Source organism: Streptomyces fuscigenes (assembly GCF_021556455.1).
GTDB classification, from domain to species: Bacteria; Actinomycetota; Actinomycetes; order Streptomycetales; family Streptomycetaceae; genus Streptomyces; species Streptomyces fuscigenes.
Genome location: NZ_JAKGCV010000003.1, coordinates 36,106 through 58,621 on the forward strand (window position 1 = coordinate 36,106; position 22,516 = coordinate 58,621).

The window sequence follows — 22,516 nt, forward strand, 5'->3', positions numbered from 1 at the left end:
CATCGTGACGCCGACCAAGACAGGGCGTCGCGTGGCGGACACTGAATTGTTCCGAATGGCGACACCCTCCCGCCGCGGGGTTCACGGGTCCCTGCGGCGCCAGGCCCCGCCGTACGGGGAGACACAACTACCGATAGCGAACTGGCGCAGCGGAAACAGCGTCGCGAACAGCAAGGCGGCATCTCATGACATCCGAGAACACTCTTCCGGGACCCGGCTTCGCCGTGGTCCACATCACAGCGGCCACGCCCGATGCCGCCAGGCTGGTGGCTCAGACACTGCGCGCCCGGTTCGCGAGCACAGAACAACGCAGCTACCCGGCAGGAGAGTTCGGTACGGGAACCCGCCTTGAACTGATCCTGGACACCATCGGGGTCGCGCAAGCTCACCAGGACAGGCCATCCGTGCCCGTGGGCAGCGCCGTGGCGGGGGCGCGGCAGATCTGGCCGTAACCGGGAGGGACACGCGGGGCGTGAGGCCTGCAAAACCCGCCCATACATGGTGGCATCTGATCTCATGGACGAGAACGACTGGGCGCTGGCCGGCGGCAACAGGGGGACCGATCGGTCCGAGGGGTTCGGCGAGCGGCTGCTGGGCCTGCTGTTGGAGCGCGCCCACGAGATGCCGCCCGACCTGATCGCGCCCCTGGTCGCCGACGAGGTCGTGCGGATGGGCGGACGCGACATGGCGATCCTCGTTCAGGACTACGAGCAGGTGACGCTCGTGCCGCTTCCGGGCAGGGGACTGGCGACAGATGTTCCCCATGACGTGTGGGCGACGCACGCGGGCGAGGCGTTCCTCGATGGGACGGCGGTCGAGGTGCCGCAGTCCGACGGTGTGCGGATATACCTGCCCCTGCTTGCCGGGAGTGATCAGCTGGGTGTCATGGCCCTGACTTTCGACAGGGTGGATGGCGACGATCGGCGGCTTCTGCGACGGCTCGCGGGACTCGTCGCCGACCTGCTGGTGACGAAGAACACCTACAGCGACATCTTCACCGTGGCCCGCCGTCGCACCCGGATGACCGTGGCCGCCGAGATCCAGTGGTCGCTGCTGCCACCGCTGAGCATGTCCGTCCCGCAGGTGGAAGTCGCGGGCATCCTGGAACCCGCCTACGACGTGGCAGGCGACAGCTTCGACTACGCCCTCAACGGCGACATCCTGCACATTGCCATGATCGACGCGATGGGGCACGGCCTGGACGCCGCGATCATGGCCACCGCCGCCATCGGCGCCTACCGCCACTCACGCCGGGCGCTCGTCAGACTGCCGGAGATCTACGCGTTCATGGACGAGGTCATCGCAGGGCAGTTTGGCCCCGAGAAATTCGTGACAGCCCAGATGCTGCAGCTGGACGTCTCGACAGGCCGGCTGCAATGGGTCAACGCGGGGCACCCGTCTCCACTGCTGATCAGCGACGGAGCGGTGGTCGGCGAGCTGCCGGGGCGCACGACGCTGCCCGTCGGTTTCGGTGGACGAGAGCCCCTGGTCAGCGAGCACCGCCTGCGGCGCGGCGACCGCGTGCTGTGTTACACCGATGGGCTGGTGGAGGAACACTTCAGGGGAGAGGAGGAGTTCGGATTGGAACAGCTGACCGGCATCATCTCCGAGGTCGGGGGCCACCGCCGGGGCGTCCGTGCCACAGTGCGGGAGCTGTCCCACACTCTGAAGCTCGCGCGCGGCGGAAATACCAGTGACGACGCGACGATCTTCCTCATCGAATGGCGCGGAGGCTCGCCGACCATCTGACCTGATCGACTGACAGTCAGGGCCCCCTCGGTCCAGAAACCTACCTGGCCGTACCCGCCCGATTTTTCTCCAGCACAATTGCACCCGTCTCACCGACGTGCGTATTGGTCCGGGAGGTGGCCCCAGCCTCCGTGGGGAACCGAGGACGCCAACGGCAGAGGGGACAGGAACCCTCCGGCCCTCGGCGGCACGGACCAGCACCTCCCCGAACTCCCCGTCCAGGAGCGCCACATCGCGTACCCGAACCGAGGCTGCTTCGCTCGGCGAATGCGCGGTACCCGCCATAGAGGCGAGGAAAGGGAAAACGGCCCCGTTATCTTTTTGGCGGTCCTGCAAGAGGGCCGCTGGCCTCCGGGCCCGGTATGACTGTTGCCCCCTGTCGATGGGATGACAATGCCGTTGCTTTTGAGGGGGTCGGGCGGTTGAAGCGGTGTGCTGATATCGCGACTGGAGCGGCTGGGGTTGGGAGTCCTGACTCGGTCGTGTCCGCCTGAATTGGTGGACCGGGTGGTGGGTGAGGCGGGGTGCTTGGAGAAGCGCCGGCGTCTGCTGTCCGCCCGGTTCACGGTCTACTTCGTGCTGGCGATGTGCTTGTTTCCGCAGGCCGACTACCTGGAGGTCTTGCGGCTGGTGAAGACCGGCGACAAGGGCCTGCGGACCTGGTCCGGGGTAAACAAGTCGTCATTGACCAGGGCCCGGCAACGGCTCGGCTGGCCGGTGATGCGGGAGCTGTTTCGGTCCGTGGCCCGGCCGCTCGGCACGGAGGGTGAGCTGTTTCGGGGACTGCGGGTGCTGGCCCTGGATGGGATGTTGCTGGCCGTGCCCGACTCCGCGGGCAACAACGACGCCTTCGGCAAGTCCGGCTCCCAACGCAGTCCCATGGGGTACCCGCAGGCCAGAGTTGTCGCGGTGGCCGAGTGTTCCTCCCACGCCGTGCTGGACGCCGCGATTGGCGGGTTCCAGGACTCCGAGCGCATCGTCTCCGACGCCCTGGACACCCATGTCGGGACGGGGACGCTGCTACTGGCCGACCGGGGCCTGTGGGGTCTGGCCCGCTGGCACCGGCTCCGGGGCCAGGGTACGCATCTGCTCTGGCGGATCGAGCGGCGCAAGGCTCGCCGGGTCCAGGACGTCCTGGCCGACGGCAGCTACCTCGCCCGGATCGAGGCGAACAAGCACAGCAAGGCAGCCGGGACGGTCAAGGCCCCGCCGGTGCTGGTCCGGGTGATCGAGTACCGCGTCGATGGACAGCCCGATGTCGTGCGGCTCATCACCAGCCTGCTCGATCATGAGAAATACCCTGCCGGAGAGCTTGCCGTCCTCTATGCCCGGCGCTGGGAGATCGAGCTCGTCTTCGACGAGATCAAGACCCACCAACGCGGCCGGCCGGTCCTCAGATCGCAGACACCGGACGGCGTGCGGCAGGAAATCTACGCACACTTGATCGTGCACCACGCCACCCGGGACTTGTTGAACGAGGCCGCTCACCTGCACCGCAGCACCGCCGAGCGGACCTCGTTCACCCGAGCCCTGCACGTCGTCCGCCGCTCAGTGATCTCACCGAGCGGCTTTTCCCCCCTCAGCGATCAAACGGGACCGGCGCCTCGGACTCGCCGAGATCGGCCGCAACCTGCTGCCCCGCCGAAGATCACGTAGCTGCCCGCGAAAGATCCGGTCGTGTATCACCGGCTACGGCAGCAAAGCCCCGGGCGAACCCGCCTCCAGCCGCCGCCCTCCGGTTGTCGTCACTCTCAACAACCGGTGGCACGACCACTAAAGCAACGGCATTGGATGGGATGACCTGGGGGGGGTGTCGCCGGGTCCGGCAGGTGCCGTCGGAGACGCTGATCAGAGGCCCGACCACCGCCCGGCCGGGCGCAAGGCCCAGCCAACCTAAGGCGGTAGGTCTGCATAACGTGGATGCGCGTGAACGGCACCGAAGCCCAGGCCGGCACGGGATCGAACCTGATGGGGGCACGGTGATCGAGATCAATCAGGTGGGCGTCTTCTTCGGCCTGGACGTCGGCAAGAGCACACATCACGGCCACGGCCTCACACCCAGCGGCAAGACCGTCTTCGACAAGCAGCTGCCCAACAGTGAACCGAAACTGAGGGCGGTCTTCGACAAGCTCCGCGAGAAGTTCACCACCGTGCTGGTCATCGTGGACCAGCCCGCCTCGATCGGCGCCCTGCCGCTGACCGTCGCCCGCGACGCCGGCTGCAAGGTCGCCTACCTGCCCGGCTTGGCCATGCGGCGGATCGCCGATCTCTATCCGGGTGAGGCCAAGACCGATGCGAAAGACGCCGCTGTGATCGCGGACGCCGCCCGCACCATGCCCCACACCCTGCGCTCACTGGAACTCGGCGACGAGATCACCGCCGAGCTGACCATGCTCACCGGATTCGACCAGGACCTCGCCGCCGAGGCCACCCGCACCTCCAACCGCATCCGCGGCCTGCTCACCCAATTCCACCCCAGCCTCGAACGCGTCCTGGGCCCCCGCCTGGACCACAAGGCCATCACCTGGCTCCTCGAACGCCACGGATCCCCCGCCGCACTGCGCACAGCAGGCCGCCGCAGGCTCGTCGAACTCGTGCGCCCCAGAGCCCCACGCATGGCTCAGCGGCTGGTCGAGGACATCTTCGACGCCCTCGACGAACAGACCGTCATCGTCCCCGGCACCGGCACCCTGGACGTGATCGTGCCGTCGTTGGCGAAATCGCTGGCCACCGTCCACGAACAACGACGGGCCCTGGAGGTCCAGATCGAGGGCCTGCTGGAGGCCCACCCTCTTTCCCAGGTCCTGACCTCGATGCCCGGCATCGGCGTCAGGACCGCCGCCATCCTCCTGGCCACCATCGGCGACGCCAGCAGCTTTCCCACCGCCGCCCACCTGGCCTCTTACGCCGGCCTCGCCCCCACCACCCGGCAATCAGGCACCTCCATCCACGGCGAACACGCACCCCGAGGAGGAAACCGGCAACTCAAACGGGCCATGTTCCTCTCCGCCTTCGCAGCCCTGCACGATCCCGCCTCCCGCACCTACTACGACAAATGCCGAGCCAGAGGCAAAACCCACACGCAAGCCCTCCTCCGCCTCGCCCGCCACCGCATCAGCGTCCTGTTCGCCATGCTCCGAGACGGCACCTTCTACCAACCCCGAACCCCACACCTCGCTTGACGAAAGACATAGAGGCACCCTCGGCACACCGGCCGGCCCCGTGCCTGGCCCTCGCGCGCGACCTGGCCCGACTCACCCACACCGTGTAGGAAGGAACCACGATGTCCAGCCTGCTGGCGGCCGCCCTGGACGCCGCACCGCACCTCGCCCCCCTGACACATCTGGCAGCCGGGTCCCCGGGCCCCTCGGGCGTGCCCGACGTCGGCGCGGGAGAGGCGCCGCCCGGCGCCGACGGCCTGCTCACGGTGCTGAGATGGGTCGCCTGGTCCGTCACCGCCCTGTGCGTCGCGGGCCTCTTCGCCACCGCCGCGAGGATGGCGGTCGACCACTCACGCGGCGGCGCACGTGAACACGTGCGGGGGCTCGGGTTCGTCCTCGGGGCGTGCGTGCTGGTCGGCTCGGCCTCCGGCATCGTCAGCGCGCTCGTGTGAGCCTCGCGGCCGCGTCACCGGGGGCGGCCGCGGAGCACGCACGCACCCGCCCGAGCCCCCGACGCCTGCGGAACACACTCCGGTGGCCCCGCGGACGGGGAACCCGACGCCAGGTCACCACCCCCACCTCCCCGACGAACGGACCCACCATGGCAGAACCCGCCAACCGGGCGGCGGGTGACGAGCCGCGCAGCCCCTGGCTGCGCACCGGCTTCGTCCTCGCCGCCGCATTCCTCGGCTTCGTCGCCGTCGGGGGAGGCTTCGTCGCCCTCACCGCCGGCGACCCGGGCGGCAACGGACCGGCTGCGGTGCAGGCCGCCGCACACGGGGCCGCTCCGGCCCCGGCCGTACGCACCGGTGACCGCGACCCCTGCCCGCGCCTCAAGGACCGGAGCCAGAGCGTGCCCACCTCGGCGCCGGCGGGGGTGACCTGGTCCCTGTACGGCTCCGTCGCCCTGCCCTCCTCCACCGGCTCGGGCCCCGCCGAGGTGGACGGAGACGTGGCCCGCTGCTACGCGCACACGCCCGTCGGGGCCCTCCTCGCCACCGGCCAGATCAGCGTCCGCTACCTCGCGGCGCACGACTGGCGCACGGTGGCCCGTACCCAGCTCGTCGGCGCGGGCCGCGACGCCTACGTGGCCGGCCGGACGGCCGCCGAGAAGACGGCGCCCCCGGACCAGGATCCCGCGGCCTTCGGCCAGATCGCCGGTTTCGACTTCGTCTCCTACGCCGCCGACGCAGCCGAGATCGAGACCGTCTGGCGCTTCCCCGACGGCAGGATGCAGGGCGCCACCACGACCGTGCGCTGGCAGGACGGCGACTGGCGACTCGATTTCCCCGCCGACCCGCCCGCGCCCGTGCCCGTCGACTCGCTCGCCGGGCACACCCCCTGGGCGGGTGTGTGATGGCCGGCTGTGACTTCGGCTTCGTCGCGCCCACCGTCGGCGGGTACTGCGTGGGCGATGGCAGGGGCACCGCGCCCACGGACCTCGGGAACAGCGGCTTCGACGCCATCGCGGAGAGCGCCGCCCAGGCCGCGAGCACCACGGTCAAGGCGCTGGGCGGCGCCTGGATGAACCTGGGCGGGGCCGATCTGAGCGCGGCCGGGGGACCGGTGGCGTTCCTGCGCGGCTCGACGCTGTGGCTCACCACGTTCACCGCGGTGCTGTGCCTGCTCGTCGCGGCCGGGCACCTCGCCTGGCAGCGCCGCAGCGAGCCGGCGCGGCAGGCGCTCCAAGGGCTTCTCGGGCTGGTGGTGGCCTCCTCGGCGGGGGTCGCCGTCGTCAACCTGCTGACCGTCGCGGGAGACCGGTTCGGCGTCTGGATCATCGACAGGTCCACCGGATGCCGGCAGATCAGCCCCGCGGGCGAACCCGTCGCGGAGTGTGTCGCCGAGTTCGACAAGCGCACCTCGGCGATGCTGGCGCTCGGCGGCACCGACTCGTCGTTCCTCGTGCTGTTCATGGCTCTGCTGGTGGTCGTGGCCAGTGTGGCGCAGATCGCCCTCGTCGTGACGCGCACGGCCATGCTGGTGATCCTCACCGGCACCCTGCCGCTGACCGCCGCGGCCGGCACCACGCCCACCGGGCGGATCCTCTTCCGCAGGTCGCTCGGCTGGCTGTTCGCGTTCATCCTGTACAAACCGGCCGCCGCCGTCGTGTACGCGGCCGCCTTCGCCATGGCGGGCCGGCAGCGCGACGACAACCAGGTCGTCTCCATGGTCTCCGGCGTGGTGCTGATCGTCCTCTCCTGCTTCACCCTGCCCGCCCTGCTGCGCTTCGCCGCACCCGTGATGCAGGCCGCGGTGTCCGGCGCGCGCCGCGCGGCCGGCAGCGCCCAGGGCAGGGGCGAGGCCGCCCCGGTCACCGGTGCGCTCCCGGTCCCGCACCTGCGGGGCCTTGCGGCCGGCCGGTCCGTCTCCGGCGCCGCACTCGGGCCGGTCCGGACCACCGGCGGCGCCCGCCACGCACCGGTCGCAGCGCGGAGCCACACGGCGGCGGACGGCGCCGCTCGCGCCCCGGGCACCGACAGCGGGCGCGACACGCCGGAGGGCGGATCGCGCGCCGGCAGGCCGGAGCCCACCCATGAACAGGCGGGCACGGCCACGGAGTCCGCACGGCCGGGGGCCGGGGGGAGCCCGGCGGGCGACCACCACGCAGACGACCACCAGACCGGCGACCCGGCCGCGCCCCGGCCCCACACCGACGACCAGGAGGAACCCCGTGTCCGCCACTGAAGCACCGACCGCCCGTACCTACGGCAACTTCCGCAGGCCCCGCACCTCGGGGCTGCGCGGCCTGTCGCTCGGGGCGACCCTGCTGCTGTTCGCCGGGCTGGTGGCCGTCGTGCTGGCCACGCTGGTCTCCGTATGGGCCGCGCTCGCCCTGGCGGTGGTGCTGGCCCTCGCCACGGCCCCGCTCGCCGTACGCGACCGGCACGGCAGAACGCTCATGCAGCGCGCGGGGGTCCGCCTGGCGTGGCGCCGTACCACCGCGTCCGGCGGCCACCTGTACCGCTCGGGCCCGATGGGCCGGGCCGGCTACGGCACCTGCACGCTGCCGGGGCTCGCCGCCGCCTCCTCGCTGACCCAGGCGCAGGACGGCTACGGCCGGCCCTTCGCCGTGATCACGATCCCGTCCACCGGGCACCACACCGTCGTCATCTCCTGTGCGGCCGACGGCGCCGCGCTCGTCGACCAGCGGCAGGTCGACACCTGGGTCGCGCACTGGGGCCAGTGGCTCTCGGCCCTCGGCTCCGAGCCCTCCCTCGTCGCCGCCAGCGTCTCCGTGGAGACCGCCCCCGACTCCGGCGTCCGGCTCCAGCAGGAGATCGCGGGCAACGTCGTCGAGGGTGCGGCCGAGTTGGCCACCTCGATGCTGCGCGAGGTGCTGGCGGCGTACCCCGCCGGCTCGGCGCGCATAGCCACCAGGATCGCCCTGACCTACTCGGGCGCCGCCCGGCCCGGCGCACCGCGGCGCAGCGCCGAGGACATGGCACTGCACATCGGCACCCGCCTGCCGGGTCTGACCGCGGCGCTGTCCGCGACCGGCGCGGGCACCGCTGTGCCCATGACCGCGACCGAGCTGGCCGAGGCCGTGCGACTCGCCTACGACCCGACCGTGGCCACCCTGGTCGAGCGGGCGCGCGCCTCCGGCGGGACCGGGCTGACCTGGGACCAGGCCGGCCCCATGGCGGCCCAGGAGGGCTGGGACCACTACCGCCACGACGGCGCGTACAGCGTCACCTGGGCCATGACCGAGGCCCCGCAGGGCGAGGTCTTCTCGAACGTCCTGACCGCGCTCGTGCAGCCGCACCGCGACATCGCCCGCAAGCGCGTCACACTGCTCTACCGCCCGCACACCCGTGCCGAGGGGGCCCGCGTCGTCCAGCAGGACTACAAGAACGCGCTGTTCACCGCGCAGCAGTCGGCCATCGGGCACGCCAGGGACGACGCGGAGGTGACCGCGACCCGCAGGACCAGCGAGGAACAGGCCCAGGGGCACGGCGTGATCCGCTTCGGCCTGCTCATCACGGCGACCGTCACCTCGGCGGCCGAGCTGCCCGCGGCGGCGGCCGCCGTCGACAACCTCGCCCCGGCCGCCCGCATCGCGGTACGCCCGGTCTACGGCTCCCAGGCCGCCGCGTTCGCCGCGGCGCTGCCACTGGGCCTCGTCCTGCCCCTGCACACCGCCCTCCCTCAGACCGTACGGGACTCGATGTAGGGCCCCGCCCTCCGATCCGGCCGGACACCGGCCGCCGCCGCGCCCGGCGATGCCGTGGCGATCCACTCCGTTCCCCCGACCCCGGCTGAGAGCAGGGACCCTTCAATGGCACACCAGACCAGGGACCGCCGTCCCACCCGCCCCACGCACCGCGGCTGGCCCGGACCCGGCGGAGGGACGGTCGGCTACGTCGACCCCGCGCCCGAGTGGCGCGGCACCACCGTCCAGGTGTGCGGCCTGTGGCCGTTCGGCGCCGGTGCCGGGACCCCGATGGTCGGCGTACCGCTCGGCCGCGACCTCGACTCCGGCGCCACGGTGTGCTGCGACCCGGTGTCGTGGTTCACCCGCACCGGCCTGCTCGCGAGCCCGTCCATGTTCGTGCTGGGCCGGCCCGGGCTCGGCAAGTCCACCGCCGTGCGGCGTATGGCGCTCGGCCTGTCGGGATACGGCGTGCACCCGCTGATCTTCGGCGACCTCAAGCCCGACTACACGGACCTGATCCGGGCGATCGGGGGACAGGTCATCAGCCTGGGGCGGGGCCGTGGCAGCCTCAACGTCCTGGACCCCGGCGAGTCCGTCCACGCCGCGGCCCGGCTCACCGGCAGCGCCCGCGACCGGCTGCTCGCCGACGTCCACGGCCGGCGGCTGCACATGGTGTCCGCGCTGATCACCATCCTGCGCTCGGCACCGCCGACCGACCGCGAGGAGACCATCCTCTCCGCCGCGCTGGACGTCCTGGACGACCGGCACCGAGACGGCCGCGTCCCGCTGCTCGGCGACCTCGTACAGGTCCTCAAGGACGCGCCCGAGCCGGTGCGTTCCGTGGCGCTCGACCGGGGCGACCTCACCCGCTACCGGGACATCACCGAGAGCCTGGAGGCGTCCTTGACGGCGCTGCTGGGCAACGGGCGCCTCGGCGGCACGTTCGCCGCGCCGACCACCGAGGCGATGAAGCTCGACCGCCCGGTCTGCTTCGACATCAGCGGCATCGACGACAGCGAGGTGCTGCTCCAGGCCGCGGCACTGCTGTCCTGCTGGTCCTACGGCTTCGGCGCCGTCTCGGCCGCGCACGCACTCGCCGACGCGGGCCTGGAGCCCCGGCGCAACTACTTCGTCGTCATGGACGAGTTGTGGCGCGTCCTCCAGGCGGGCAGGGGCCTGGTCGACCGGGTCAACGCCCTGACCCGCCTCGACCGCCAGCGGGGCGTGGGCCTCGCGATGATCACCCACAGCCTGGACGACCTCCTCGCCCTGCCGACCGAGGAGGACCGCACGAAGGCCAGGGGCTTCGTCGAGCGGGCCGGCATGGTGGTGTGCGCGGGCCTGCCCCCGGCCGAGATGCCCCAACTGGCCCAGGTGGTCGAGCTGTCCGAGGCGGAGCAGCGCCTGCTGGTGGACTGGTCCACCCCACCCGCCTGGGACGGCGCGGGCGGCCGCCGCAGCGACCCGCCGGGTCTCGGCAACTTCCTCATCAAGGTGGGCAACCGGCCGGGCATCGCCCTGCACGTGGACCTGACGGAGGCCGAACTGGCGGTCAACGACACGAACAAGAGGTGGCGTCCGCAGCCGCGCGGCTGAAGAGAACTTGCCGCTCTTGCACACCCCGCCCGTCGCTCTCAGGGCTCAGTCGACGCTTCAGGTCATGACGCCACGTGGCGTATCAACCGGTCCGCGGCTGTCAGGAAGGGCGGGACGGAAAGGTGGCAAACGCCGAACCGTTGGTAGCGCGCAAACGTTGTGCATGCGGAGCGGAGTTCGTTGTGTCGGGTTCGGCGCCGTCTGGATAGAGGCCGGGTCGGTCGGCGGCTCTGTTCGAGACAATCCGTGCGCGTAGAGGAGGGATCAGATGCCAGGCTCAGATCTGTCTGATGGAAGCGGTAATTCCAGCGCTTCCTCCTACAGCTCTTACGATATCGTCGATGGAGTTCCCCATCTGTCCGACCGTCTCGTCCCAGAGGACGCACCCCCTCTGTTCGACGAAGCCACCACAGCGGTGTACGACGGGAACTCGGGGCGGTACTACGCGTCTGATGGGGAAAACGTCGCGCGGTGGAGCGCCAGGCGGTCACAGTGGACCATGGAGGGAATCAGCAGGAGTGTTCCGGAGGCAATCCAGTTCGTGGCGAACCTGCCGTTCCCCGAGCTCGCCAGGGATACGTTGCCCACCCTCGCGATGGGAACCGCTCCGCTGGTGAACGGTCTGGCAAGAAATATCCTCATGTACGGAGGTAATGCCGGGCAGGTCGTCGCTGCGGCCTGGGAGTCATATACGGAATTCCGGGAAACGCATAATGCCGGCGCCTATGCCAACACGGCGAAGCGATGGGCGATCGGGCTCAGGCTTGTCTCGGGGGGAGCAAACACCATCTCGAACTTCGTCGAGGAGCCCGCCCACAGTGTATTGAGCGGTGTCGGCACCTACACGGGCGCGCTCGCCACCGGCATCGACGTGACGCGCCACGCCAGCGAGAGCGCGCGACGGCCGTTGGATCCCGGCGGGGAGATGTATCTTCAGCGCTACAACCCAGTTATCGGTTCCGGGCCGGGCCAGATTCAGCCGGGGCAAATCCCTCAGGCGCTCGACTCCCCGGTAGGCTCTGAGCGGGGGTCTGTCATCTCGATGCAGCCTCAGTCACCCACCACTGCGCCGGCGGGGGGGGGGGGGGGGGGGGTTCGTCCCGTCGAGCAGCACCAGTCGTCGGCGTCATACGACGGACGACGCCGTGGCTTCGTCCAGCAGGTCGGCTCCGGCCCGCGACCAAGGGGGCGGGCGGCATTCGTCCGGCAAATTGAAGACCAAGGGCAAGGACAAGGGCAAGGGCCGGGGATAGAGGTCGCCTGATGAGCCAATGCCGCAAGCCGGCTTCCCGTTCCTACGGGAAGCCGGCTTGCGGCATGTACGGAGGCGGATGCACGCGCTGCGTGTCTGACGTTCCGGGGGATGTATGACGACAGGGCAGGGTTGGTGCAGCCTCATGTCTCTGCGTGAACACGGGCGGAAGGTGCTTGTTCGGGTCCGGCACGGTATCTGATCGCAGCCGCAGCCGCAGCCGCAGCCGCAGCCGCAGCCGCAGCCGCAGCCGGGAGAAACGCAGGGATATCGTATGCGTAGACCGGTTGAGCCACGGATATCAGAAACCAGTCGTGCGAGGTCATCGAGCGAGAAACGAGGCCTTTTCGTCGAAAATCCAACCTTTCAGGATAGGCTCGTCATTTCGAACAACCGGCATTGAGGATCATATCCTTGGACAACTTCCGGACCGAACGGGTCTTGCCGGCATATTTGCCGAATCTCATGCCGGCCCGAACGGATCCACCGCGTCCACCGGCGGACTCGGCTTCGCGCGGTGGGCGCCGGGCTTGCAGCCCGCGAAGGGGCCCGACGGGTCGCGCAGGCTCGCCATCACGGGACCCAGGAAGTCCCGGTGCCAGTTGGCCGGGCCCGTGAGGCTTGAGCCGGGGCCGGTCAGTTCCGCCCAGGCCAGCCACAGGCCGTGCAACTGGGCGACCGCCTCGGGGTGTTGCCACCAGGCGGAGCACCAGGGAGCGCTGGAGTCCACCTCTCTGCCGTACACGGGAAGCAGCACGTGGTGGGTCCACAGCGTCAGCTGACGCAGTTCCCTCCCGTACGCCGGGCCCTCGCGGTAGAGGATGAAACGTGGTGGCGGGGGCTCCTCGCCGACGGCGGCGGCCGGCGTCTCGTCGCTCCCGGGCTTCCCGGGTGTGGCGTCCTCCCGGCTCTCGTCGGGGTCGGGGGGCTGGGGATCGTCGATGGACATAGGCGGCCTGCTCTCTTTCCGGGTGCGTTCCGGGGCGTTCCGGTGGGCTGGGGTCACCGACTCGACGTGCCCCTGCAGTTCACGGTTCGCCGGGAAAGTGATCCTCTGCCCGGGCCGACCCGTTAAACTGCCGTCCGGATGGGCCGTACCGTTCGCAACCGTGCGGCACGCGGCGCCGTCCAGCGGTTCCGGCCGCCGGGTCCGGCCCGAGTCACGGGGAAGAGGAGACTCACGGACGCGGCGTTTGCCTGCCCCCGGCCCCGCCCCTCTCCCACACCTCCACGAGCCACGAGGTCCGCTGACCAACGTGAACACAGCCTCCGCCACCGGTGCGAAGCCGTCCGCGCTCCAGCGCGGCGCGCTTGTGGTGGAGTTCCTCGGACTCGCCGGGGCGGTGGTTGTCGATCTCTCCTGGAACTTCCGGCAGGCATTGCCGCATGGCCTGTTCGGGATGATGGCGACCTTGAACATCCTGGTCGGGCCCGTCGTCGCCGTACTGGCCATGTCCCGCCGTCCCTTGCCCGACCGTCTTACGGCCCTCGGGTGGTGCACGGCCTTCGCCTCCTTCCTCGCATCCTGGGCGGCGGCCGTGGCCGACCTGGCCGACCGGTCCGTGCAACCGCAGTCGTCCTTCTCCGAGATGCTGGCCCTCGCCGTGCTGACGGGCGCGGCCTGCCGCCGTCTCCAACGATGGTCGCAGGGTGCCTTCCCCGTCTGCGCCGGACTGTTGGCGGTGGCCGCGCCCCTCGTGCGCGACGCCGGGTCGGGGTGGTCGCTGCTTGCTGCCCCCGCGGCGCAGACGTGGGGGATCGCCGTGGCCGTCGGCCTCCTGCTGCGTGACGCCGATCGCAGGAGGACCGCCGAGATCTCCCACGCCCGCACCTCGGAACGACTCGGTCTCGCACGCGATCTGCACGACCTGGTCATCCACTACGTCACAGGCATCGTGGTGCGCACCCAGGCAGCCCGGGTCGTCGCCTCGGCAAGGGGTGCGCTGCCTGCCCAGGACGAGGCTTTCTACGACGAGATCGAACAGGCGGGCGGCAGCGCGGTGAAGGCCATGCGCCAACTCGTCGGTATGCTCCGGGAGGACGCCCTTGATCGCCCCACGAGTCTTCGCGAGGCCGTACGAAGGGCCGTGGGAGACGACGATCGGGTGCGGCTTGAGCTGCCCTCGGACGCGGACCGCCTCTTCCTTGTCCCCGAACTGGCCACCATCGTCCACCGGGTCGTCCTGGAGTCCCTGACGAACGCCCGGCGTCACGCACCGCGAGCGGGCTTCGTCGGTGTCGCCCTGCGTATCCAGCAGAAAACGAGGAGCGGAGTGTTGCTGGTGGACATTGTCAACGACGGAGTGACCGGCCAGGCACGCGAGGGCCACGGGTTCGGCCTGATGGGCATGCGCGAGCGCGTCGATGCGGTGGCGGGCACCGTCGAGGCCGGTACGGAGCCGCCGGACCGCTGGCGGGTCAGCGCCCGGCTGCCGCTGCCCGGCAGGCACATGGCCCCGCCGCGCCCGCGGAAGGAGCGGCCGTGACGATCCGGGTGCTGCTCGCGGACGACCAGGAATTGGTGCGCACCGGCTTCCGGCTCATCCTCCAGGCCCAGCAGGGCATCGAGGTGGTCGGTGAGGCGGCCGACGGCGGCCAGGCGGTACGCCTCGCCACGGAACTTCGCCCGGACGTCACGCTGATGGACGTGAGCATGCCCGTTCTCGACGGCCTCGAGGCCACCCGCAGGCTCGCGGGCCCCGACGTGGCCGATCCGCTGAGAGTGGTCGTGGTCACCACGTACGATCTCGACGAGAACGTGTACGCGGCCCTGCGCGCCGGCGCGTGCGGGTTCCTCCTCAAGGACTCCGGCCCGCACTTCCTCATCGAGGCGGTACAAGCGGCGGCCAAGGGCGACTCACTGCTGGCCCCCTCGGTCACCACCCGCCTGCTGAAGCACTTCACCGACGACGGCGCCGCCCGGCCCGCTCGCCGGACCGCGTCCGCCGATCTGACACCACGGGAGCTGGACGTGGTCCGGGAGGTGGCCCATGGGCGCACGAACGCCGAGATCTGCGAGAGCCTGAGCCTCTCGGCCACCACTGTCAAGGCTCATCTCACCAGTGCCCAGCGGAAGATCGGGCTGCGCAATCGCACCGAGGTCGCGGTGTGGGCGTGGGAGTCCCGTCTGGTGCGTTGAGCCGCGCCGGGGTCGCCGCCACCGCCCATCACATCCCTCACCGGGCAGGCACCCTGCCTGCTCCCCACCCACCGCGCGACCCCGGCCCTGGGGCCAGGCTTCGGGGGATCCGCTCGGGAACCCCGCGCCGGCCTGCCCGAAAGCCTGCCGGGACGCGGCGATGGGGCATGAGGCCCCGACCACCCCGGCCTTTTGGCCGGGGTCCCGCCCCGGCCGAACGGCCGGGTTTCACGGGCTCCGTTCATTCCACGGTGTGATGACCCCGCGCGAGCCCCGGTGAGATCGTCTTGTCCCGACGCAAGACGTTCGTGCAGGCCACTGCCCCACTGCCCCACTGACGCATCGTCGCCCCGGTGTCCCCCCGCTCCCTGCAGGTCCGCGCGACCGGCCGGACGAGGGGTCACCGGGTTCCGCACGGTGGGCCTGGTGCCGCGGGTGTGCACGCAAGGGAGGGAACACCTCGTGAATGGGACAGTCCTCGGATCCGTCGGTGTGCTGGACGGACGGGAGAAGGCAGTCCGGGCGCTGTTCGACGAGCACCGCTCCGACTTGTACTCCTATGTGCTGCGTCTGCTGGGAGGGGATCAGTACAAGGCCGAGGACATCGTCCAGGAGACGATGCTGCGCTGCTGGCGCAAGCACAGTCTCGATGGAGCGACCCCGCTGCGTCCGTGGGCGTTCCGTGTGGCGCGGAACCTGGTCATCGACGAGTACCGGTTGCGCCGGGCAAGACCCTCCGAGGTCAACGGCAATCCGTGGCTCGAGGGGTGTTCGACGGAGCACGACGACATCGAGCAGGCTCTCAGCTCCGTTGTCATCGGTGACGCGCTTCGCCGGCTGACGCCCGGGCACCGGGAGGTGCTCTACGAGATGTACTTCGTCGGAAGGACCGTGCAGGAGGTGTCCGGTGTCCTGCGCATACCGGCGGGCACGGTGAAGTCGCGTCTGCACAACGCGTTGAAGCAACTCCGGCTGATCATGCAGCGCCCTGACCCGGAGGCGTCACCCGGTGGCAGGGGCACGACCCCGCCGGAGCCTTCCTCGGCGGATGCCTCCCGCCCCGCGTGGCCGACGGCCGCGCGCTGCGCGGAGGTGCGGCCCGCGGGACGTGCACGCGCGGGCGCGGCGTCCTCCTCCGGCCGTCCAGCCGTACGCACGCCGGCAGCCGAGCCTGAGACAGTGCCTTCCGGGTCCGTACGCGGCCGCCGACAGGACGGTGCGGTGCGGAAGGTGTGCGCCCTGCCCCGGCAGGAGGTCACCCGCACCGGTCCGGGCCGCGGAAGGGGGATGCGGCAGGGCATGGTGGGGTCTGCCCAGCCGGACCCGCGGCGCCGAGCGCCCCTGGGTGGAGCCGGCGACGACCACCGGACTGCCGTGGACGGGACGTGTGATCCCTCACGAGGGCCGGGCACCGCGGATCGGCGTGTTCGTGTCCGGGACACGGGGAGTCGTCCAGCTCTGCGTGTAGAGATGGTTGCACTCCCAGAGCTGGAGCCGCGTGCCGGAATTCGTCTCCGCCGCGGGATCGTCGATGCACAGTCCCGCGCTGGGATTCCGCAGCGCTCCGTCGTCCACCGGGACCCACTGCTCGCCGTATCGGCCGTCGCAGGACCACAGTTGGAGCTTGGAGTTCTCGCCGAAACTGCTCCCGACGATGTCGATGCACTTTCCCAGGCTGCGGATCGTGTGATCTCCCGCCATCGTCCACTGCTGCCCCGGCGAGTCGTCGCAGTGCGACAGGATGACGGCTGTCCCTTTGGCGGCGGACCTGCCTGTCGCCGTGACGTCCACGCAGGTGTGCACGTCGCCCGGTCCCGTGATCCGACCGGTGGTCGGCTCGGCCTTCGCGGGCGGGCCGGCTGATGTCACCGGCGAGTGAGGCGGATTCGGCCGCTCGGTCGGCGTCGGGGCGGCAGCCGGACTGCTCTTGCGCTCCGGCTCGCGACGGGGTGAGGGCCGGGGGGACGCGGGGGCGATGGGTGAGGGAGGCGACGAAGAGGCCGGTGGGGTCGACTGCGCGCTGCTCGTCGCCCGGGAGTCCGCCCCCATGTGCGAGCGAAGTACCGCTACTCCCACGGTTCCGCCACCGACCAGTGCGAACACGGCCGCGAGAGCCACCGTCCAGATGACGGACCTGGACTGACGCTGGTCTCCCGATGCCGCTAAAGGCGGCCGTCCGTCCGCCCGTTGTTGCTGCTTGCGCCCGGCGTTCATCATCGATCCCCTCGACTGTGCCGAATCGTCCGTCCATGGTCACGCCTCGGCCGGAGGTGGCCGAAGGGATATGCACATGCCGACGAAAGGGTCTCCACGGGTCTTTCGGGCACAGGGTTGCTGAGTCCCCAGAGACCACAGTGATTATCAGCCTGATTGCCACCTGTCCGGCAACCCCCTTCCGCCGCGGCTTCCTCTGTGCGGCAAGCTCCGCTCCTTCGGGCGCGCATCGAGGGCGACGGGCCGTCAAGGGGCCACCGCGTCCTGGGGGAGTGGCGCGTGCGGCCCGGTGGCGGGTCGGCCCCGGCTGATCCGGATGCGCGCAGGCGCCGATCCACCGGTCGGCGCGTGGGCAAAGGCCCTTCGGGCGGGGGCCGGTGAACCACCGCGGCCCTGGTGCCGTTGCCGTTCGTCGATACGCCGCGAGCGGCACCGTCGTGTGACGGGTGCGATTTCCGTGGCGCGGCATCGAGAGGGGAGGGGCCATGGGCCCGCGTGAGGAGTCGGACGGGCCGCAGGGGCCGAGCACGGGGCGGACGGATCCCAGGATCGGGCAGGGCGTGGACCTCGGCAAGGCGGAAGCTTCCGCGGCGACTGGGGGACCCGCCCTCATCGCCGTGCTCATCGGCGAGGACGGGGACGCCGTCGTGGATGGAGTCCGCGTGCCCAGAATCGGGGGTGAGGAGGCGGACGTCGCGGTCCTGGACACCCTCCACGGCTACGCGCGCAGCCGGAACGCCGCCGTCACGGCGGCCATCACCGACCCGGCGGCGGACTACGTGGCGATCGTCGAGGTGGCTCCCGACGGCTCGAGCAGGCTGGTGGGGCAGCGGCAGGAGGGCGCGGGCGAAGCAGCCGGCGACATCGTTCCGGGTTCGTACGCCGATGACGGGCCCGGAACGGAGCGGCCGGACGGCCCGGCCGGCCGACTCGACGGGCAGGGTGGGGAGACCGAGGAGTCTCCCCACCCCGCCGGTCCCACGGATCCCGACGCACGTGCCGAGAGCCCAGCCGCCTCCGGCAGTCCGGAGACCCCCCGCTTCTCCGCTGTCGGTGACATGGCACGCAGGGCACTCGGCCCCGTTCTGCCGCGTGGCGGATCGTCCGGCGTCACCCCGCCCCCGGCCGTTTCGTCACGCGGCAGGGGAAGCGGGCAGTCGGACGACGAGTACGAGTCGCCTCCGCTGTTCAAGCGGCCGGTGGTCGTCGGGGCGGCGGGCGTCGTGGTGGCCTTCCTGGTGGTCGTGCCCCTCATCGTGGTCGGCAGCGGTTCGGGGGGCGGGAGCCGGGATCAGGCCACCGGTTCGGTCAGGGAGACGCCTCCCTCTCCGAGTGACGCCCCGCACCGTGTGCTGCCGCCCGCCGACCTTGTTCCGTCGCCGGCTCTGTCGCCCTCCCCTTCTCCCAAGAAGTCGGCCCCGGCCTCGCCCTCCCCGTCGGCCTCCCGCAGGGCCTCCTCGTCCCCTTCCGGCCCTCCACCGGTCATCGCGGTCCCGCCGGCTCCGCATCCCGAGATCGCCCCGCCCCGCCGGCACGGTCCGAAGCTCCCCGCCGGCCCGGTCGTGCTCAAGAACAAGAAGTGGGGCTCCTGCCTGGATCTGCCGGGAACCGGCAAGGGCAAGCCGTCGCAGCCCCTCCAGGACGGCACGTGCCACCCGTCGAGTGGTGACAACCAGCGGTGGACGCTGAAGAAGAACCCGAGCGCCAAGGGGACCGGAGGAGCCGATCTCTACCTGATCCGCAATGTCAAGGACGGCCTCTGCCTTGACCTGCCAGCCAGCGGGCCCAGGGAGTCGGGCACCTCGGTGAGCGAGTACCACTGCTACAACACGCCCAGCGACAACCAGCTCTGGTGGTTCGACAAGCGCTCGGACGGAACGTACTGGATCCGCAACCAGAAGAGCGGCGACCAGTGCCTCGACGTCGCGCGCACGGGCAGGAAGAACGCGCACGTCAAGATCACCGTCTGGGGATGCAGCGACCTGGACGACCACCAGTGGACCCTCGTGAGGGAGTGACCTCGGCCCCTGGGGGCGCGAGGGCGAGGGCGAGGGGAGAGTGACATGGCCGAGCAGGCGGCCGGGAACCGGCTCCGGTGGAAGCGGGATGTCCCGCCCAGGACGAGGGCCACCGCGTACTGGCGGCAGGAGGCCGACAAGCTCCTGGGCACCCGCAGAGGCGCGGTGTGGGGCGAGGCGAAACGCCGTCTGCGGCGTGGGGCCTCGCGGCTGGGAGAGGTGTTCAGCTCGTCGCCCGGTCAGGACACCGAGGCGGGGCCGCAGCCGGCGGGAGGCAGCGGGCGGCCTTCGCTGTGGCAGGAGCTGGTACGGCTGCTGCGCCGGATCATCGGCGCACGGCGGGCCGGGCCCGCACCGCCGGATCGGCCGCCCCGGATGCCCGGTGACCAGGCCGGGAGGCAGGACGCCGCGCACCGCGGCCGGGTTCCCGTCGTGCGGGGGCGGCCATTGGAACAGCTGCCGCCGGACGAGCTGGCGCAGTTGGCGGAGGCCGTCGGGTCCCGGCTCGACGCACACCGGTCCCTGCGCCTGCCTCCGAGGAACGCGTGGTTGCTCAGTCGGCTGACGGGCCTCCAGGAGGAGGCGGAGGCGGAGGCGCGGCACCTTGCCGGGATACGAGCGTTCCTCCTCGAACGGGAAGCCGGGCCGCAGGTCCAGGCACGCGGACAGCAGCGGGAGCAGGGACGGGAGCAGAAGCGGGGTGGCTCCGCCCGGCAAACCGCGAGTGAGCCTCCGCCGTCGAGAGACAGACGGGAAGCACCGCCGCCCTCACCCGCGCCGCCACTCGCGCGGAAGCAGCCGGAGGCCTCCCCGTCCCCGCGAGGCTCCGGGGACGTGTCGCCGATGTCCACCCCGTCAAGTCCCGTGCTCCCGGTGAGTAAGGCGCCGGCCAACGCCTTGGTGGCCCGCCACGCGTCGTCGTCGGCTGCTGAGCCGCGACGCGGGGCGCACGGGGCGAACGCGACCCAGCCCCCTCACGAGCCCGTCCGGCGTCCCGGCACGCCCACGAGGGCGAAGTCCCCTGGCCGCCGAGGCTGACCCCGTCGAGCACGCGCGCCGCGCGACGCCGCCGGACCGGGGCGGGCCGTGAACCACCCACCCCGGCCATCCGTCGTGCGGGCGCGAGCGATCGCCGATCGCCCTCACCGGCGCACACGCCCAGATCGTGCGCTCACCACTCGACCCGTGAGGCATGCCCATGCGCAGACGAACACGTTCACTCCTGCTGGCCCTCCTGCTCGTCATCGTCGGTGTGTCGGGCACGGCCACCGCCGTGCACTTCAGCCGCTCGGCCACCCCCATCAACGAGGCCGCGACGGCCGGCTCCGCGGATCACACCCTCACCATCGTGAACAACACCGACGCGCCCATCTGGGTCGGCAGTGTGGTCAACGGGGACGGATCGATCCCGCTCACGGGGCTGCCGCAACTCGCCCCGGGCGCGAAGTCCGAGCCCATCGCCATTCCCGAGCACACGGGCCCCGGATTCTGGCGGGGCAGGATCTTCGCCCGCCAGGGGTGCGGCGGTGAGAACGGCTCCACGTTCCACTGCGCGGTCGGCGACTGCGGACCGTACGTCGACCACTGCTCCGTCGGTGAACAGCCGGCGAGTCTGGCCGAGTTCAATTTCAACCCGAGTGATCCGGCGGGGGTCTGGTACGACGCCAGCTACGTCGACGCGGTGTCGACGCCGGTCACCATCACGCCGAACGACGTGAACGGGCCCACCGACGGCGAGTGTTCCGCGACCGGGTGCGCCATCGACCTCCTGTCCTCCTGCCCTCCCGCGAACCTCACGAAGGACCCCGCCACGGGAAGGCCACTCGTCTGCGTCAACCCGAACCGCGATGCCCCGACCCCGTACAGTGACGCGATCGAGAAGAGGTGCCCCACCGCGTACGCCTGGTCCGCCCAGGATCATGAGCAGGGCAACCAGACGATGCGCAGCTGCTCCAGGTGTCACGGGATGACCATCACCTTCGGAGTCGGGAGCGGGACCGGGGGACCGGCGCACACCGTGCGGCCCCCCGTCCACACGAAGCCGCACCCGGTCAAGAAGCCGGTCCCCCCACCCCGCCGCACCACGGCACACCGGCCAAGCCGGCCGGGAACGAGGGGGACAAGCGGGGCGTCGGGCTCAACCCCGTCGACGGAGCCGGGAAGGCCCTCGCCGAGTCCGGCGTGAGCTGGTACTACAACTGGACGTCCAGCACCGGAGCCCTGGCCAGGCCGAAGGGCGTCGACTACGTTCCGATGATCTGGGGCCCCGGGTCCGTGACCAGCGGGGAACTGGGCAACGCGAAGAAGCAGGGCAAGGAACTGCTGGCCTTCCAGGAGCCCGATCTGCCCTCCCAGTCCCACATGACCGTGGAACAAGCCCTCGACCTCTGGCCCAAGCTCCAGCGGACGGGTCTGCGGCTGAGCGCTCCCGCCGTCGCCTCCGGCGCCGACACCCCCGGCGGTTGGCTGGACCGGTTCATGAAGGGCGCCGCCCAACGCCACCTGCGCGTGGACTTCATCCCGGTGCACTGGTTCGGCGGTGACTTCGGGCCCAACGCCGCGCAGGAGCTCCGCAGTTACCTGGAGTCCGTGCACAACCGCTACCACAAGCCGATCTGGCTGACGGAGTACGCCCTGACCGACTACGGCCACGGTACGCCCCGTTACCCGAGCGGACAGCAGCAGAAGGACTTCGTGGCGTCGTCGACGAAGATGCTGAACGGCTTGGACTTCGTGGAGCGCTACGCGTGGTTCGCCCTGTCCACCGGGACCAGCCCGACCGGGCTCTACGATGGGACGAAGGCCAACGCCAGCGGCCAGGTCTACCAGCACGCCGGCTGAGCGGGCGCGATCCGGTCCCGGTGCGGCGAGGACGCGGCACCGGGACCGTCGGCATGCTCGCGCTGTGCCGGGCGCCCTGTCCGCTCCGGCCCCCGGCCAAGGCCGGCGGGCACGTCTGTGCCGCCGCCGGAAAGGACCAGACCGGAAGCCTCCAAGGGCTGTCGCTCCCCTCGAAGCGGGTGGCGTACTGCACTGGTGCCCGGGTGGCGGGCTCCCGCACCGCAGGCCCGGCAGGGCGGCTCGCCATCGAGTGCCGAGTGCGTGAACGGGCGGGAATCTCCCGATCGCGCATTGATGTGCCCACCGACGGGTCGACCGCCTCGGTCCACGGCCGCGACCGCGGCTTTCCCCACGGCACCCACGGGTCGGGCGGCGACCGCATGCACCGGC

Annotated in this window: 17 protein-coding genes and 1 pseudogene; 16 read left to right on the plus strand and 2 right to left on the minus strand. The window is 71.1% G+C overall.

Annotation, left to right across the window (positions count from 1 at the left end; genetic code table 11):
* The first annotated feature begins 185 nt into the window (after positions 1–185).
* The 10 genes from L1885_RS00880 (at position 186) to L1885_RS00925 (ending at position 11,926) form a co-directional block, all read left to right on the plus strand.
* Positions 186–452: a hypothetical protein gene (locus L1885_RS00880; RefSeq protein ID WP_235794957.1), complete on the plus strand. Its 267-nt coding sequence runs from the start codon at positions 186–188 to the stop codon at positions 450–452.
* A 64-nt stretch (positions 453–516) separates the two neighbouring features.
* Positions 517–1,749 carry a PP2C family protein-serine/threonine phosphatase gene (locus L1885_RS00885; RefSeq protein ID WP_235794958.1) on the plus strand — a complete coding sequence of 411 codons (1,233 nt, stop codon included), beginning with the start codon at positions 517–519 and terminating at the stop codon, positions 1,747–1,749.
* A gap of 510 nt (positions 1,750–2,259) precedes the next feature.
* Positions 2,260–3,405, plus strand: coding sequence for an IS4 family transposase (locus L1885_RS00890; RefSeq protein ID WP_235794975.1), 1,146 nt, complete (start codon positions 2,260–2,262; stop codon positions 3,403–3,405).
* Between the two features lie 323 nt (positions 3,406–3,728).
* Entirely contained in the window at positions 3,729–4,931 is a 1,203-nt protein-coding gene (locus tag L1885_RS00895) for an IS110 family RNA-guided transposase (protein ID WP_235794959.1), read from the plus strand.
* A gap of 101 nt (positions 4,932–5,032) precedes the next feature.
* Entirely contained in the window at positions 5,033–5,362 is a 330-nt protein-coding gene (locus L1885_RS00900; protein WP_235794960.1) for a hypothetical protein, read from the plus strand.
* Between the two features lie 149 nt (positions 5,363–5,511).
* Positions 5,512–6,267 carry a DUF8175 domain-containg protein gene (locus tag L1885_RS00905; protein WP_235794961.1) on the plus strand — a complete coding sequence of 252 codons (756 nt, stop codon included), beginning with the start codon at positions 5,512–5,514 and terminating at the stop codon, positions 6,265–6,267.
* Entirely contained in the window at positions 6,267–7,598 is a 1,332-nt protein-coding gene (locus tag L1885_RS00910; RefSeq protein ID WP_235794962.1) for a hypothetical protein, read from the plus strand. The genes L1885_RS00905 and L1885_RS00910 overlap by 1 nt, the downstream gene beginning before the upstream one ends.
* The gene (locus L1885_RS00915) at positions 7,585–9,084 is read left to right on the plus strand and encodes an SCO6880 family protein (RefSeq protein WP_235794963.1); all 1,500 of its coding nucleotides are present in this window, start codon (positions 7,585–7,587) and stop codon (positions 9,082–9,084) included. The genes L1885_RS00910 and L1885_RS00915 overlap by 14 nt, the downstream gene beginning before the upstream one ends.
* Before the next feature lie 105 nt (positions 9,085–9,189).
* Positions 9,190–10,662 carry a putative type IV secretion/conjugal transfer ATPase gene (locus L1885_RS00920; protein WP_235794964.1) on the plus strand — a complete coding sequence of 491 codons (1,473 nt, stop codon included), beginning with the start codon at positions 9,190–9,192 and terminating at the stop codon, positions 10,660–10,662.
* A gap of 268 nt (positions 10,663–10,930) precedes the next feature.
* A complete protein-coding gene (locus tag L1885_RS00925) occupies positions 10,931–11,926 on the plus strand; it encodes a hypothetical protein (protein ID WP_235794965.1) in 996 nt (331 codons plus the stop codon).
* 451 nt (positions 11,927–12,377) lie between these two features.
* Here L1885_RS00925 and L1885_RS00930 read toward each other — a convergent pair whose 3' ends face one another.
* A complete protein-coding gene (locus L1885_RS00930; protein WP_235794966.1) occupies positions 12,378–12,863 on the minus strand; it encodes a DUF4913 domain-containing protein in 486 nt (161 codons plus the stop codon).
* Positions 12,864–13,170: 307 nt separating this feature from the next.
* On the opposite strand from L1885_RS00930, the gene L1885_RS00935 reads away from it, so the two are divergent.
* The 3 genes and pseudogenes from L1885_RS00935 to L1885_RS00945 form a co-directional block, all read left to right on the plus strand.
* On the plus strand, positions 13,171–14,400 hold the full coding sequence (locus L1885_RS00935; RefSeq protein ID WP_235794967.1) for a sensor histidine kinase: 1,230 nt from the start codon (positions 13,171–13,173) through the stop codon (positions 14,398–14,400).
* A complete protein-coding gene (locus tag L1885_RS00940) occupies positions 14,397–15,053 on the plus strand; it encodes a response regulator (RefSeq protein WP_235794968.1) in 657 nt (218 codons plus the stop codon). The genes L1885_RS00935 and L1885_RS00940 overlap by 4 nt, the downstream gene beginning before the upstream one ends.
* Before the next feature lie 492 nt (positions 15,054–15,545).
* Positions 15,546–16,016, plus strand: a pseudogene (locus L1885_RS00945) (sigma-70 family RNA polymerase sigma factor); the annotation flags it as partial.
* A gap of 432 nt (positions 16,017–16,448) precedes the next feature.
* Here the strand turns inward: L1885_RS00945 and L1885_RS00950 are convergent.
* Positions 16,449–16,922 carry a ricin-type beta-trefoil lectin domain protein gene (locus tag L1885_RS00950; protein WP_235794969.1) on the minus strand — a complete coding sequence of 158 codons (474 nt, stop codon included), beginning with the start codon at positions 16,920–16,922 and terminating at the stop codon, positions 16,449–16,451.
* A gap of 830 nt (positions 16,923–17,752) precedes the next feature.
* Between L1885_RS00950 and L1885_RS00955 the strand changes: the two genes are divergently transcribed.
* From L1885_RS00955 to L1885_RS00965, 3 genes are all read left to right on the plus strand, one after another.
* Positions 17,753–19,285 (plus strand): RICIN domain-containing protein, encoded by a 1,533-nt coding sequence (locus L1885_RS00955; protein ID WP_235794970.1) that lies wholly within the window; start codon positions 17,753–17,755, stop codon positions 19,283–19,285.
* A 1,198-nt stretch (positions 19,286–20,483) separates the two neighbouring features.
* On the plus strand, positions 20,484–21,470 hold the full coding sequence (locus tag L1885_RS00960) for a thaumatin family protein (RefSeq protein ID WP_235794971.1): 987 nt from the start codon (positions 20,484–20,486) through the stop codon (positions 21,468–21,470).
* Positions 21,467–22,126: a glycoside hydrolase family protein gene (locus L1885_RS00965; RefSeq protein WP_235794972.1), complete on the plus strand. Its 660-nt coding sequence runs from the start codon at positions 21,467–21,469 to the stop codon at positions 22,124–22,126. The genes L1885_RS00960 and L1885_RS00965 overlap by 4 nt, the downstream gene beginning before the upstream one ends.
* Positions 22,127–22,516: the final 390 nt, after the last annotated feature.

Coding starts and splice junctions, on each gene's coding strand:
- L1885_RS00905 (WP_235794961.1), top strand. CDS start 5,512: ATGGCAGAACCCGCCAACCGGGCGGCGGGTGACGAGCCGCGCAGCCCC.
- L1885_RS00880 (WP_235794957.1), top strand. CDS start 186: ATGACATCCGAGAACACTCTTCCGGGACCCGGCTTCGCCGTGGTCCAC.
- L1885_RS00925 (WP_235794965.1), top strand. CDS start 10,931: ATGCCAGGCTCAGATCTGTCTGATGGAAGCGGTAATTCCAGCGCTTCC.
- L1885_RS00930 (WP_235794966.1), bottom strand. CDS start 12,863: ATGTCCATCGACGATCCCCAGCCCCCCGACCCCGACGAGAGCCGGGAG.
- L1885_RS00910 (WP_235794962.1), top strand. CDS start 6,267: ATGGCCGGCTGTGACTTCGGCTTCGTCGCGCCCACCGTCGGCGGGTAC.
- L1885_RS00960 (WP_235794971.1), top strand. CDS start 20,484: ATGCGCAGACGAACACGTTCACTCCTGCTGGCCCTCCTGCTCGTCATC.
- L1885_RS00900 (WP_235794960.1), top strand. CDS start 5,033: ATGTCCAGCCTGCTGGCGGCCGCCCTGGACGCCGCACCGCACCTCGCC.
- L1885_RS00920 (WP_235794964.1), top strand. CDS start 9,190: ATGGCACACCAGACCAGGGACCGCCGTCCCACCCGCCCCACGCACCGC.
- L1885_RS00955 (WP_235794970.1), top strand. CDS start 17,753: ATGGGCCCGCGTGAGGAGTCGGACGGGCCGCAGGGGCCGAGCACGGGG.
- L1885_RS00885 (WP_235794958.1), top strand. CDS start 517: ATGGACGAGAACGACTGGGCGCTGGCCGGCGGCAACAGGGGGACCGAT.